The organism is Pelagerythrobacter rhizovicinus (assembly GCF_004135625.1).
GTDB classification, from domain to species: domain Bacteria; phylum Pseudomonadota; class Alphaproteobacteria; order Sphingomonadales; family Sphingomonadaceae; genus Pelagerythrobacter; species Pelagerythrobacter rhizovicinus.
On sequence record NZ_SDPV01000001.1, the window covers coordinates 847,543 to 860,825 of the forward strand.

10 protein-coding genes and 1 pseudogene are annotated in these 13,283 nt (G+C 66.4%); 10 read left to right on the top strand and 1 reads right to left on the bottom strand.

Translation table 11 applies throughout. The features are described from left to right. Positions 1 to 98 precede the first annotated feature (98 nt). From ETX26_RS04130 to ETX26_RS04140, 3 genes and pseudogenes are all read left to right on the top strand, one after another. Positions 99 to 438: pseudogene (locus ETX26_RS04130) on the top strand (GIY-YIG nuclease family protein). A 23-nt stretch (positions 439 to 461) separates the two neighbouring features. Next, positions 462 to 1,367: an SGNH/GDSL hydrolase family protein gene (locus ETX26_RS04135; protein ID WP_129523395.1), complete on the top strand. Its 906-nt coding sequence runs from the start codon at positions 462 to 464 to the stop codon at positions 1,365 to 1,367. Between the two features lie 100 nt (positions 1,368 to 1,467). Continuing rightward, on the top strand, positions 1,468 to 2,850 hold the full coding sequence (locus ETX26_RS04140; RefSeq protein WP_165271687.1) for a PAS domain S-box protein: 1,383 nt from the start codon (positions 1,468 to 1,470) through the stop codon (positions 2,848 to 2,850). 15 nt (positions 2,851 to 2,865) lie between these two features. On the opposite strand, the gene ETX26_RS04145 is transcribed toward ETX26_RS04140, so the two are convergent. After that, positions 2,866 to 3,966: a mechanosensitive ion channel family protein gene (locus ETX26_RS04145; protein WP_129523397.1), complete on the bottom strand. Its 1,101-nt coding sequence runs from the start codon at positions 3,964 to 3,966 to the stop codon at positions 2,866 to 2,868. A 337-nt stretch (positions 3,967 to 4,303) separates the two neighbouring features. Here ETX26_RS04145 and ETX26_RS04150 point away from each other — a divergent pair, with 337 nt between their 5' ends. From ETX26_RS04150 to scpA, 7 genes are all read left to right on the top strand, one after another. Next, positions 4,304 to 5,689, top strand: coding sequence for a DEAD/DEAH box helicase (locus tag ETX26_RS04150; RefSeq protein ID WP_129523398.1), 1,386 nt, complete (start codon positions 4,304 to 4,306; stop codon positions 5,687 to 5,689). A gap of 87 nt (positions 5,690 to 5,776) precedes the next feature. Then, on the top strand, positions 5,777 to 6,475 hold the full coding sequence (locus ETX26_RS04155) for a CDP-alcohol phosphatidyltransferase family protein (protein WP_129523399.1): 699 nt from the start codon (positions 5,777 to 5,779) through the stop codon (positions 6,473 to 6,475). A 73-nt stretch (positions 6,476 to 6,548) separates the two neighbouring features. Continuing rightward, on the top strand, positions 6,549 to 7,898 hold the full coding sequence (gene gor / locus ETX26_RS04160; RefSeq protein ID WP_129523400.1) for a glutathione-disulfide reductase: 1,350 nt from the start codon (positions 6,549 to 6,551) through the stop codon (positions 7,896 to 7,898). A 260-nt stretch (positions 7,899 to 8,158) separates the two neighbouring features. Beyond that, positions 8,159 to 9,691 carry an acyl-CoA carboxylase subunit beta gene (locus tag ETX26_RS04165; protein ID WP_129523401.1) on the top strand — a complete coding sequence of 511 codons (1,533 nt, stop codon included), beginning with the start codon at positions 8,159 to 8,161 and terminating at the stop codon, positions 9,689 to 9,691. A 9-nt stretch (positions 9,692 to 9,700) separates the two neighbouring features. After that, entirely contained in the window at positions 9,701 to 10,138 is a 438-nt protein-coding gene (gene mce, locus ETX26_RS04170; protein ID WP_129523402.1) for a methylmalonyl-CoA epimerase, read from the top strand. A gap of 77 nt (positions 10,139 to 10,215) precedes the next feature. Then, entirely contained in the window at positions 10,216 to 10,998 is a 783-nt protein-coding gene (locus ETX26_RS04175) for an enoyl-CoA hydratase-related protein (protein ID WP_129523403.1), read from the top strand. 99 nt (positions 10,999 to 11,097) lie between these two features. Continuing rightward, complete coding sequence (gene scpA / locus ETX26_RS04180) at positions 11,098 to 13,281, top strand: methylmalonyl-CoA mutase (RefSeq protein WP_129523404.1); 2,184 nt, start codon at positions 11,098 to 11,100, stop codon at positions 13,279 to 13,281. Positions 13,282 to 13,283 lie beyond the last annotated feature (2 nt).

A 13,283-nucleotide genomic window follows, 5' to 3' on the forward strand; every position in this document is an offset into this window, starting at 1 on the left:
GGACGCACGATCTCTGCTTTCGCCGGGATGACGTGGCAAAGGATATCCGTCATCCCAGCGAAAGCTGGGATCGCTGTCCTCCGGTCGGACGGTCGCACATGGCGCAACCCGATTTCGGCGTGTATGCGGACGCTGGAGGAGGGGGACGAGTGGAGAGGGGCGGTTATACCTACATTCTGACCAACAAGCCCCGTACTCTATATCGGCGTCACGAGCGATATCGCGGCGCGTCATGCGCAGCATCGGGAGGGGACAGGCTCGAAGTTCGCGCGCCGGTATGGGCTCGATCGGCTCGTCCTGATCGAACATCATGCGACGATCGAAGAGGCGATCACGCGCGAAAAGGCGCTGAACGCGTGGCAGCGGGCTTGGAAGATCGAACTGATTGAAAGGATCAACCCCAGCTGGGGCGACTTATGGGACACCGTACTGGATTGAGAGCGATCCCAGCTTTCGCTGGGATGACGAGCGAGGGTATTATCAAGTGCCGAAGGGGCTTTCGGCCGATAGCGGCGCTAGTCGCAGCGCTCGTCGCACTGCTGGCGTTGACGTCCCCCGCGTCTGCCGGGGAGCCGCGCACGATCCTCTTCATCGGCAACAGCTTCACGCAGGGCGCGAACTCGGCCGTCCTGCGCTACCGACCGGAGAGTGTGAACGACCTGAACGGAGAGGGGGTCGGCGGCATTCCCGCGCTCTTCGCCCGCTTTGCCGAGCAGGCGGGGCAGGCATGGGAGGTTTCGCACGAGACGCGCGGTGGTTCGACGCTGGGCTTCCACTTGAACGAGCGGCGCGAGAAGATCGATGCACCATGGGACGTGGTGGTCATGCAGCAATACTCGGTGCTCGATCCCGAACGCCCCGGCGATCCCGCGCAGACCGCGGCCGATGCACCGGCGCTCGCACAGATGTTCACCCGCGCCAATCCGGCGGTCGAGGTTTACCTGATGGCGGCGTGGACCCGCGCGGACCAGGTCTATCGCCCGGAAGGGCACTGGTACGGGCGCCCGGTCGCGGCGATGGCGCTCGATCTGCGTCGCGCGATGGACGCGATCGACGCGGCCTCGGCCGAGATCGATGGCGTGATCCCGGTCGGAGAGGCGTGGAACCGGGCCATGATGCGCGGCATTGCCGATCCCAACCCGTACGACGGGCGGACCTTCGGCGCGATCGACCTGTGGAGTTACGACCAGTACCACGCGAGCGCGGAAGGCTCGTACCTCGAGGCGCTGGTCGTGTTCGGCCACGTCACCGGGATCGATCCGCGCGTGCTCGGGGCGGAGGAGAAGGCCGCGCACGAACTCGGCATCGAGCCCCGCATCGCAGAGGCGCTGCAGCAAGTGGCGGCGGCGCAGCTGGGCATGATCTGATCCCTGCCGGACCAACGCCGAACCGAGGCGCACCATTTTTCGGGATTTACAAATGTGCCATTGTTTCCGGATGGTTATATGGTAGTACCTCCCGGTGAAAGTGGGGCTGCCCAAAAACTTCCGCGACGCGTATCTGGCCGCGATCGTCGAGCACTCCTCCGACGCGATCGTGTCGAAGGACCTCGACGGCATCGTCCAGAGCTGGAATGCGGCTGCCGAAAGGCTGTTCGGCATTCCGGCCACCGAAATGATCGGACAGTCCATCCGGCGCATCATTCCCGCCGACCGGCAGTACGAAGAGGATGCGATCCTCGCCCGTGTCCGCAGCGGCGAACTGGTTCCCAAGTTCGAGACCATGCGGAAGCGGGCCGACGGCACCGAAATTCCCGTCGCGATCACTGTCTCCCCGATCCGCGACGCCTCCGGAACGATTGTCGGCGCGTCGAAAATCGCCAACGACCTGCGCGAACAGGCGAATCTCCGGGCGGAGCTGCTTCACAGCCAACAGCAGTTCAAGGCGCTCGCCAACAACATCCCGCAACTCGCCTGGATGGCCGACGAGAAGGGGTGGGTGTTCTGGTACAATCAGCGCTGGTACGATTTCACCGGCACCACGCTGGAGGAGATGCAGGGATGGGGCTGGCGTGCGGTCCAGCACCCCGACCACGTCGACCGCGTGGTCGAGGGCATCCAGCATGCATGGGACACGGGGGAGGCGTGGGAAGACACCTTCCCCCTGCGCGGCAAGGACGGCGAATACCGCTGGTTCCTCACGCGGGCGCAACCGCTGCGCAACGAGGCGGGCGAGGTGATCCTGTGGTGCGGCACCAACACCGACATCACCGAGGAACGCGAGACCAACGAGCGCATCCGGCTGCTGATGAACGAGGTCAATCACCGTGCGCGAAACATCCTCGCGACGATCCAGGCGATCGTGCATCGCACCGTGGGGACCGCGGACGCGGAGCTCACCGAGGCGCTTATCCGGCGCATCACGGCGCTCGCCGCGAACCAGGACCTGCTGACCGGCGAACGGTGGAATGGCGCGGCGGTCGACGCGATCGTCCGGTCGCAGGTTCTCCACGTCATCGATCCCACCGACCATCGGGTCGCGTTCGAGGGTCCCGAGGGGATCGTGCTGAAGCCGACGGCGGCCGAGGCGCTGGGCCTGGCGATCCACGAACTGGCGACCAATGCCTTGAAGTACGGCGCGCTTTCCAACGGCGACGGCGAGGTGGCGGTGCGATGGCGCCTCGCCGACCGCGACGGCGAGCGCAGCTTCGAGATCGAATGGAGCGAGAGCGGGGGTCCGCCGGTGAAGCCTCCCGAGCGAAAAGGCTTCGGCACGACGATCATAACCCGGAATCCCGAGATGGCGTTCCATGGCAAGGTCAGGCTCGACTTCCGGCGCGACGGGGTGCTCTGGCGACTCGCCGCGGGGGACGACGCGCTGACCAATCAGAGCGCTTCGCGTAGTCAGTAGCGACCGCCGCCGTCCTCACGCGGCCTCGCGCGCCTCCATTTCCAGGCCGATCGGATCGGGCGCCGCCAGGCGCGTCTTGGCGAATGCGTTGGGGCAGTTGTCGGCGATCCATGCGAGCATGGCTTCGCGAATGTCGCACCGCAGGTCGAACAGAGTGCCTGAATCCGCCGCGCTCATCAGCAGCCGCAGTTCGATCGCGTCGCGATGGGTTTCGGTGACCTGCGCCACCTGGACGCGGCCGTCCCACCGCGAGTTCGACTTGACCTGCCGCTCGAACTCGGCGCGGATCGGCGCGATCTTCGCCGCGGGGTCGAGATAGAGGATCACGGTGCCGAGCAGTTGGGCGGTCTTCTTGGTCCAGTTCTGAAACGTGTCCTCGAGGAAGCGTGAGGTTGGCACGATCAGGCGCCGCTCGTCCCAGATCTTGACCACCACATAAGTCGTGCGGATGTCCTCGATCCGGCCCCATTCGCCGTCGATGATCACCACGTCGTCGATATTGATCGGCTCGGTCAGCGCCATCTGGACCCCTGCGATCAACGATCGGAGGGCGGGCTGCGCGGCGGCGCCGACCGCGAGGCCGGCGAGCCCGGCCGAGGCCACCAGCGTCACGCCGACGTCGCGCACGCCCGGGATCGACAGCAGCATCAGCCCTACCGTGACGAAGACGATCAGGAACGTCGCGATGCGGCTGAACATCGTCAGCTTGGTGCGCTGGCGGCGGGCGGCGAGGTTGTCGGCCACGGTGATGTCGGCGCGCAGCTTCATCGCCGTCACCAGCGCGTGAAGAATGGCGAGCGCGATCCAGCCGACCAGCGCGGGCATGACGAAGCTGGCGACTTTCTGCCAGATGGCATCCAGTGCGGGGATCTCGCGGGCGACGAGCACGAGGGCGAGCGCGATCAGCGCAACCCGTGTGGGCTGGGCGAGGCAGCGGATCAGGACGTTGTCGGAGTCGCTGTCGCTGCGCCGGGCAATGCGGCGCAGCACGCGGAATACGATCCAATGCGTCAGGAGTGCGGCCAGCGTTGCCGCTGCTCCCACCGCGATGATGCTCCAGGGACTGGACAGCGCCTGTGCCTGCGTGTCGATCGCTTCGACGATGGGGTCGAACATGGCGGGGGAGCTCCGTTTGCTTCTCATCGGACGAGAGCCGGCCGGTGCGCGGCGTCGCTGTACAGGAATCGGCGGCGCGGGCTGCCGGTTCCCTCCTTTGTCGCCGGTTCGGACCGCGGGTGCTCACCTGCGGCATTGACTTTGGGAGGTTTTGCCCCCATCTGCGCCCTCAGCGAAGCGCGCGTGCCAGCGTGAAGCGGCGGCCCGAGACAGGGACGCCCCGGCCGCACTTCGGTTTACCCAAGAGACTTCCCTTTTCACGCGGGCGGTTTTGACAACCACCGCGAGCGCGCGCCATTTCGGCTGCGCGCCGCATATTTTGCGAGTTCAATCCACAATGACATTCGAACAACTCGGGCTGTCGCAGCCCGTCCTCCAGGCGCTTGACCTGAAGGGATACAACACGCCCACGCCGATCCAGGAACAGGCCATTCCGCCCGTGCTCGAAGGGCGCGACCTGCTCGGCATCGCGCAGACCGGCACCGGCAAGACGGCGGCCTTCATGCTGCCTTCGATCGACCGGCTGCGCGATGCGGAGCGGCAGACGCCGTTCAAGTCGTGCCGCATGCTGGTGCTTGCCCCGACGCGGGAGCTGGCCGGGCAGATTGCCCAGTCGGCCAAGGATTACGGCGCGCTCGCCGGCCTCAAGGTCCAGTCGATCGTCGGCGGCACTTCGGTCAGCAAGGACCGCAACAAGCTCCACCGCGGGACCGACATCCTCGTCGCCACGCCGGGCCGCCTGCTCGATCTGATCGACCAGAAGGCCTTTGGGCTGGGAGGGGTCGAGATCCTCGTGCTCGACGAGGCCGACCAGATGCTCGACCTCGGCTTCATCCACGCGCTGCGCAAGATCAGCCAACTCGTCCCGAAGGAGCGCCAGACGCTGTTCTTCAGCGCGACGATGCCGAAGCAGATCAAGGACTTGGTCGGGCAGTATTGCCATAACCCGGTCCAGGTCTCGGTGACGCCGGAAAGCACGACGGCCGAGCGGATCGACCAGTACCTGTTCATGGTCCAGCAGGACGAGAAGCAGACGCTGCTCGAAATGATCCTCGCCGGCCGCCATCCGGTGCCGGGCAAGATCGAGCGCGTGCTCGTCTTCACCCGCACCAAGCACGGCGCGGACCGCGTGGTGAAGAAGCTGGCGCAAGTCGGCATCGCCGCCAACGCGATCCACGGCAACAAGAGCCAGCCGCAGCGCGAGCGGGCGCTGGCCGAGTTCCGCTCCGCCAAGACGCGGATTCTCGTCGCCACCGACGTCGCCGCGCGCGGGATCGACATTCCGGGCGTGAGCCACGTGATCAACTACGAGCTGCCCAACGTGCCCGAGCAGTACGTCCACCGCATCGGCCGCACCGCGCGCGCCGGAGCGGACGGGATCGCGATCGCCTTCTGCGCGGAGGACGAGCGCGCCTACCTGAAGGATATCCGCAAGGTTACCGACGCGGAATTCACCCGGCTCGACCTGCCGCCGAACTTCCGTGCGGTGGTCGAGGGCGTCGGGCCGACCAAGCCCGAACCGCGCCAGCCGCGCCAGCGTGTCGCGGTCAAGCCGCGGGGGGAGGCCCGCTCGGCCGGGGGCGAACAGCGTACGGCCAAGCCGAAGCACAAGCATCCGAATCGCGCGGGCAAGCCGCACGGCGCAGGCGAGCGGAGCGAAGGTGCCGGCCGTGGCCGCCCACCCCGGCGCCGCAGGCGCTCGGGTCGTGGCGGGCAGGGTTGACGCCTGCGTTAGTTTACTGGACTTCGCCGCCCGCGGGCCGGTAGTGTCCGCCTTTTGTGCGACCCAGCCAGTAACGGGCGATCTGTAATGGAACCACGTGCCAACGCCACCGCCGCGCCGATCGAGCGGATTCAGGAGAATCTGATCGCTCGCGTCGAGCGGCGGATCCTCAACCGCCTGTGTGCCGCCATGCCCCCGTGGGTGACGCCCGACATGCTGACGTTCACCGGCATGTTCGGCGCCCTGCTGGTCTTCGCCGGGTACATCGCGAGCAACTTCGACGCGGGCTGGCTGTGGTTGTCCATCGCCGGCTACGTCGTCCACTGGTTCGGCGATTCGCTCGATGGCAGCCTCGCCCGCTACCGGGCGATCGAGCGTCCGCGCTACGGCTATTTCCTGGACCACAGTTGTGACGGTTTCGCGACGATGCTGGTGGTCGTTGGCATCGGGCTGAGCGCCTATGTCGAGCTCGAGGTGGCGCTCGTGGCGCTAGCCGGATACCTGCTCATGTCGATCCACGCCTTCCTTTCGGTGCGGGTGCTAGGCGAGCTGCGGCTGTCCTATCTCAATGCCGGCCCGACCGAGCTGCGGCTTGTCCTGATCGGCCTGACGCTGGCCATGCTGATCGCAGGGCAGGAGAACCCGATCGTCTGGCAGCTCAACGGGTTCGATCTCTTCGTCGGCGGCGTTGGGCTGCTGCTGATCGTGCTCTTCGCCGCGCAAACAGCGACGACCGCACGCCGGCTGGCCAAGGAAGAACCCCCGGTCCGCCGCCGCGACGACTGATCGGCGCCCGCCGCGGCGGTTGGCAAGCGCTTCCATGCCCGCCATATCGCGCGTCCAAACAAGGAGCGCGCGCATGGCGGACCAGTACGACTACGACCTCTTCACCATCGGTGCCGGTTCGGGAGGGGTGCGTGCGAGCCGGGTGGCCGCCGCGCATGGTGCGAAAGTCGCCATTGCGGAAGAGCACCGGGTCGGCGGCACCTGCGTCATCCGGGGTTGCGTGCCCAAGAAGATGCTCGTCTACGGGGCCCACTTCGCGGAGGACCTGGAAGATGCCCGGGCCTTCGGATGGACGATCGACAATCCGAAGTTCGACTGGGCGACGCTGCGGGACAACGTCCTGCGCGACGTGGACCGGCTGAACGGCCTCTATACCGAGACGCTGGAGAATCACGGCGTCGAGATCGTCAACGAGCGTGCCGAGCTGACCGGGCCGCACGAGATTGCCCTTTCAGGCGGCAGGAAAGTCACCGCGAAGCATATCCTCATCGCGACCGGCGCGCGGCCGCATGTGCCCGAATGCCCGGGCAATGAACTGGGCATCACGAGCAACGAGGCTTTCCATCTCGACGCCCTGCCGCCGCGTATCCTGATCGCCGGCGGCGGCTATATCGCCAACGAGTTCGCGGGGATTTTCAACGAGTTCGGCAGCCAGGTCACGATCATCAATCGCTCCGACGTTCTGCTGCGCGGCTACGACGCGGCCCTGCGCGACCGGCTGCTGCAGATCAGCGTGATGAAAGGCATCGATTTCCGCTTCCACGCCGAGTTCCGGGGGATCGAGGAGAACGACGACGGGAGCCTGAAGGTCTCGATGACCAATCACGACGATCTCGTCGTCGATGCCGTCCTGTTCGCGACTGGCCGGGTGCCCAACACCGAAGGTCTGGGGCTCGACAAGGCCGGCGTGAAGCTGGGCGACAAGGGCGAAATCGTGGTCGACGAGTTTAGCAAGACCAGCGCCGATCACATCTATGCCGTCGGCGACGTCACGAACCGCGTGCAACTCACCCCGGTTGCGATCCGCGAGGGGCAGGCCTTCGCCGACACCGTGTTCGGCGGGAAGCGGACGAAAGTCGACCATAGCTGCATCCCCGCCGCCGTGTTCAGCCACCCTCCGCTCGCGGGCGTCGGGCTGACCGAGGGCGAGGCGCGCAACAAGTACGGTTCGATCCGCGTCTACCAGTCCGACTTTCGGCCGATGAAGAACGTGCTCGCCGGCCGCAGCGAGCGGGCGCTCTACAAGATGATCTGCGATGAGGACTCGGGCCGAATCCTCGGCATCCACATGATCGGGCCGGATGCGGCCGAGATCATGCAGGCCGCGGCCGTGGCGGTGAGGGCCGGTTTGACCAAGGCGGACTTCGACGCGACCGTGGCCATCCACCCGACCATGGCGGAAGAACTGGTGCTCATGCGGTAAATCCGCCCGAGCCCCTGCGAAGGCAGGGGCCTCAGGCCGCCGGCGCTTCGCTGGAAGGTCGTGAGCCGTGGGCGTGCATTGCCCATATCGAACGGAGCGCTAGCGGCACGAGGTCCCGGCCTTCGCCGGGACTCAGGCAAGGGACGCCGCCAGAGGCTCGAGGACTCTCCCTTCGGGGGGACTCGTGTAACGCGCATGAAAGATTGACGCTCGCTTGCGCCGCCCGCTAGGCCTCCGCCACCGCAAGATCAGGGGTCAGGATGTCCGCCAATATCGCCGAAATGGAACGCCGCCGGGAAGCCGCTCGTATGGGCGGCGGACAGAAGCGGATCGACGCGCAACATGCCAAGGGCAAGCTCACCGCGCGCGAACGGCTCGACGTGCTGCTCGACGAGGGCAGCTTCGAGGAGCTCGATACCTACGTCGAGCACGACTGCGTCGATTTCGGTATGCAGGACCAGAAGATCCCGGGCGACGGCGTCGTCACCGGGTCTGGCACGATCAACGGCCGCCTGGTCTATGTCTTCAGCCAGGATTTCACCGTGTTCGGCGGATCGCTGTCGAAGCGCCATGCGGAGAAGATCTGCAAGGTGATGGACATGGCGCTGAAGGTCGGCGCGCCGGTGATCGGCCTCAACGACTCCGGCGGCGCGCGCATCCAGGAGGGCGTCGCCTCGCTCGGCGGCTATGCCGAAGTGTTCCAGCGCAACGTGCTCGCCAGCGGCGTGGTGCCGCAAATCAGCCTGATCATGGGCCCATGCGCGGGCGGGGCGGTCTATTCGCCGGCGATGACCGACTTCATCTTCATGGTGAAGGACAGCTCCTACATGTTCGTGACCGGGCCCGACGTGGTGAAGACGGTCACCAACGAGGTCGTGACGCAGGAGGAACTGGGCGGCGCGGTGACGCACACGACCAAGACCAGCGTCGCCGACCTCGCGTTCGAGAACGACATCGAGACGCTGCTCGCGACGCGCGACTTCTTCGATTACCTGCCCCTCTCGAACCGCGAGGACGTGCCCGAACGGCCGACCGCCGACGCGTGGGACCGCGAGGAACCGTCGCTCGACACGCTGATCCCCGACAACGCGAACCAGCCTTACGACATGCACGAGGTCATCCGTAAGGTGCTCGACGAAGGCGACTTCTTCGAGATCCAGCCGGCGCATGCGGGCAATATCATCTGCGGTTTCGGCCGGGTCGAGGGTCGCACCGTGGGCGTGGTGGCGAACCAGCCGATGGTGCTGGCGGGCGTGCTCGACATCAACTCGAGCAAGAAGGCCGCGCGTTTCGTGCGCTTCTGCGACGCCTTCGACATACCGATCCTGACATTCGTCGACGTCCCCGGCTTCCTGCCCGGGACCAGCCAGGAACTCGGCGGGATCATCAAGCACGGCGCCAAGCTGCTGTTCGCCTATGCCGAGGCGACCGTGCCCAAGATCACCGTCATCACCCGCAAGGCCTACGGCGGCGCTTACGACGTGATGGCCTCCAAGCACCTGCGCGGCGACCTCAACTACGCCTGGCCGACCGCCGAAATCGCGGTGATGGGCGCCAAGGGCGCGGTCGAGATCATCTTCCGTCAGGATCGCGACGATCCCGAGAAGATCGCGGAGAAGACGAAGGAATACGAAGACCGCTTCGCCAACCCCTTCGTCGCCGCCAGCCGCGGCTATATCGACGAAGTGATCTATCCACACTCCACACGGCGCCGGATCGCGCTCGGTCTGCGCAAGCTGCGCGGCAAGCAGCTCGAGAACCCCTGGAAGAAGCACGACAATATTCCCTTGTGAGGTGATGCGATGAAACTCGGCCGTCTCAACCATATTGGCGTCGCGACGCCCTCGATCGCCGACAGCATCGCGCACTATCGCGAGACGATGGGGGCGACCGACATCGTCGAGCCGTTCGACCTGCCCGAACAGGGGGTGAAGGTCTGCTTCGTCAACACGCCCACCGATAGCGGCATGAACGGCACGCAGATCGAGCTGATCGAGCCGCTCGGCGAGGGCTCGGCGATCCGGGGGTTCCTCGAGAAGAACCCGCTCGGCGGGCAGCATCACGTCTGCTTCGAGGTCGAGGACATCGCGGCGGCGCGCGAGTGGTTCGAGGGGAAGGGCAAGCGCATCCTCGGCCCGACGCGGATCGGGGCGCACGGCACGCCGATCTTCTTCGTCCACCCGAAGGACATGATGGGCCAGCTTACCGAAATCATGGAAACGCCCAAGGGCGCGCACTAGCGTTTCGGTCCATCAGGGGTTGCAAAGGGCAACCGTTCGCGCTGATGCTCCTCCGCGAAACGGGAGAGAGACCGCGCATGGATTTCGAGACCATCAAGTTCGCCATCGAAGAGGGCGTCGCCACCATCACGTTGAATCGGCCGGAGCGGCTCAACGCCTGCTCGCTGGAGATGGCCGACGAGATGCTGAGAGCGCTCGATCATCTCGACGACGCGCGCGTGCTGGTGATCACCGGCGAGGGCCGGGCGTTTTGCTCCGGCGCGGACCTCGCTGCGCGCGGCGACCGCCCGGTGAACGGCGCCCAGGGCAGCTACATGGCGCTGACCGAGAAATACAACCCGCTGATGATGAAGCTCGCGCGGCTCGACCTGCCGGTCATCTGCGCGGTCAACGGCCCGGCGGCGGGAATCGGCTGCTCGATCGCGCTGGCGGGCGACTTCGTGATCGCGGGGGCGAGCGCCTATTTCTTCCAGGCCTTCGTTAACATCGGCCTCGTGCCCGATGGCGGCGCGAGCTGGATGCTGCCGCGCCTGGTGGGCAAGGCGCGCGCGACCGAGATGATGATGTTGGGCGAGAAGATCGGCGCGGACAAAGCCCTCGAGTGGGGCATGATCTACAAGGCCGTGGCCGACGAATCGCTCGCCGCGGAGACGGAGACGCTTGCCGCGCGGCTCGCCAACGGGCCGACCGTTTCCTACGCCACGATGCGCAAGAATATCCTCACCGCGCTCGAGAACAGCTACGCCCAGGCGCTCCAGGCCGAGGCCGAGGGCCAGCGGATCGCCGCCTCGACCGAGGACGCGCGCGAAGGCGGCATGGCTTTCCTCGGGAAACGCAAGCCGGCGTTCAAGGGGCGGTAAGGCCGCCGCCACATCTCTCCTTCCGGGGCGGTGGCGAGCAGATCTTGGCGGCGCACTGCGGCCCTTCCGCTTCCTTCTGGAATATGATTAGGAGCCGCCATGACCGACCACAAAGACACCCGGCCCACCCTCTCCGATTGGCAGGACCTCGCCGACAAGGAAGTGAAAGGCCGCGACCTTACCTGGCACACGCCCGAAGGGATCGCGGTCAAGCCGCTCTACACCGAAGCGGATCTCGAGGGATGGGACCCGGGCCTGCCCGGTTTCGCGCCGTACACGCGCGGCGTGAAGGCGAGCATGTATGCCGGGCGGCCGTGGACGATCCGGCAGTACGCGGGCTTCTCGACTGCCGAGGAATCGAACGCCTTCTACCGCCGCAATCTCGCGGCGGGGCAGAAGGGGCTGTCGGTCGCGTTCGACCTCGCCACCCACCGGGGCTACGATAGCGACCATCCGCGCGTCGTCGGCGACGTCGGCAAGGCCGGCGTGGCGATCGACACCGTGGAGGACATGAAGATACTCTTCGACGGTATTCCGCTCGATGAGATGAGCGTCTCGATGACGATGAACGGCGCGGTGATCCCGTGCCTCGCGTTCTACATCATCGCGGCGGAAGAGCAGGGGGTGAGCCCCGATCAGCTCACCGGGACCATCCAGAACGACATCCTCAAGGAGTTCATGGTCCGCAACACCTACATCTACCCGCCCGAGCCGAGCATGCGGATCATCTCCGACATCTTCGCCTACACGGCGGACCATATGCCCAAGTTCAACTCGATCTCGATCTCCGGCTATCACATGCAGGAAGCCGGCGCGACGCAGGTGCAGGAGCTCGCCTTCACCATCGCCGACGGCATGGAATACGTGAAGTACGGGGTCGCCAGCGGGCTCGACATCGACAAGTTTGCCGGGCGGCTGAGCTTCTTCTTCGCGATCGGGATGAACTTCTTCATGGAAGTCGCCAAGCTGCGCGCCGCGCGCACGCTGTGGCACCGTGCGATGACCGAGCTCGGCGCGAAGAGCGAACGCAGCAAGATGCTGCGCACGCACTGCCAGACGAGCGGCGTCTCTCTGACCGAGCAGGATCCGTACAACAACGTCATCCGCACGACGATCGAGGCGATGGCCGCGATGCTCGGCGGTACGCAGTCGCTGCATACGAATGCGCTCGACGAGGCGATCGCGCTGCCGACCGACTTTTCTGCCCGCATCGCGCGCAACACGCAGATCGTGCTGCAGGAAGAGACCGGGATGACCAACGTGGTCGATCCGCTCGGCGGCTCGTACTACGTCGAGGCGCTGACCAAGCAGCTCGTGGACGAAGCCTGGGCGATCATCGAGCGGGTCGAGAGCGAAGGCGGCATGGCCAAGGCGGTCGCCGCCGGCTGGCCTAAGGGCATGATCGAGGAAGCCGCCGCCGGGCGGCAGGCGCGGGTCGACCGGGGCGAGGACGTGATCGTCGGGGTCAACCGGTTCCGGCTCAAGGACGAGGACCCGATCGAGACGCTCGACATCGACAACACCAAGGTCCGCCAGAGCCAGATCGCCCGGATCGAGCGCGTGCGCGCGAGCCGCGACGAGGCGAAGTGCCAGGCGGCGCTCAAGGCGCTGGCCGAGGGCGCGAAGGGCGAGGGCAACCTGCTCGCCCTCGCGGTCGATGCCGCGCGCGAGCGGGCGACGCTGGGCGAGATCTCCGCCGCGATGGAGGAAGCCTTCGGCCGCTACGACACCATGCCGCGCCCGGTGAAGGGCATCTACGGCGCCGCCTACAAGGATGACGAACGCTACGCGCAGGTCGTGCGCGGGGTGGAGGCCGTCGCGCGGCGGCTCGGCCGCAAGCCCAAGGTCATGGTCGCCAAGATGGGCCAGGACGGCCACGACCGCGGCGCGAACGTGATCGCCAGCGCCTTCGCCGACATGGGCTTCGAGGTCTTGAGCGGCCCGCTGTTCCAGACCCCCCGCGAGACGATGGAGATGGCGCTTGAGGCCGACGTCGACGCGATCGGCGCCTCGAGCCTCGCCGCCGGGCACAAGACGCTGATCCCCGAGCTGATCCAACTCCTCAAGGACGCCGGGCGTGCGGACATCAAGGTCGTCGCGGGCGGCGTGATCCCGCAGAGCGACTACGAGTTCCTGCGCAAGGCAGGCGTGCAGGGCATCTACGGGCCGGGCTCCAACGTCGTCGAATGCGCCGCCGACATGCTGCGCCTGCTCGGCCACAACATGCCGCCTGCCGGCGAGGAAACGGAAGACGGAGAAGGTGGGGCAGAGGCGGCGGAGTAATT

Coding starts and splice junctions, on each gene's coding strand:
- ETX26_RS04135 (WP_129523395.1), top strand. CDS start 462: ATGACGAGCGAGGGTATTATCAAGTGCCGAAGGGGCTTTCGGCCGATA.
- ETX26_RS04145 (WP_129523397.1), bottom strand. CDS start 3,966: ATGTTCGACCCCATCGTCGAAGCGATCGACACGCAGGCACAGGCGCTG.
- ETX26_RS04150 (WP_129523398.1), top strand. CDS start 4,304: ATGACATTCGAACAACTCGGGCTGTCGCAGCCCGTCCTCCAGGCGCTT.
- ETX26_RS04155 (WP_129523399.1), top strand. CDS start 5,777: ATGGAACCACGTGCCAACGCCACCGCCGCGCCGATCGAGCGGATTCAG.
- gor (WP_129523400.1), top strand. CDS start 6,549: ATGGCGGACCAGTACGACTACGACCTCTTCACCATCGGTGCCGGTTCG.
- ETX26_RS04165 (WP_129523401.1), top strand. CDS start 8,159: ATGTCCGCCAATATCGCCGAAATGGAACGCCGCCGGGAAGCCGCTCGT.
- mce (WP_129523402.1), top strand. CDS start 9,701: ATGAAACTCGGCCGTCTCAACCATATTGGCGTCGCGACGCCCTCGATC.
- ETX26_RS04175 (WP_129523403.1), top strand. CDS start 10,216: ATGGATTTCGAGACCATCAAGTTCGCCATCGAAGAGGGCGTCGCCACC.
- scpA (WP_129523404.1), top strand. CDS start 11,098: ATGACCGACCACAAAGACACCCGGCCCACCCTCTCCGATTGGCAGGAC.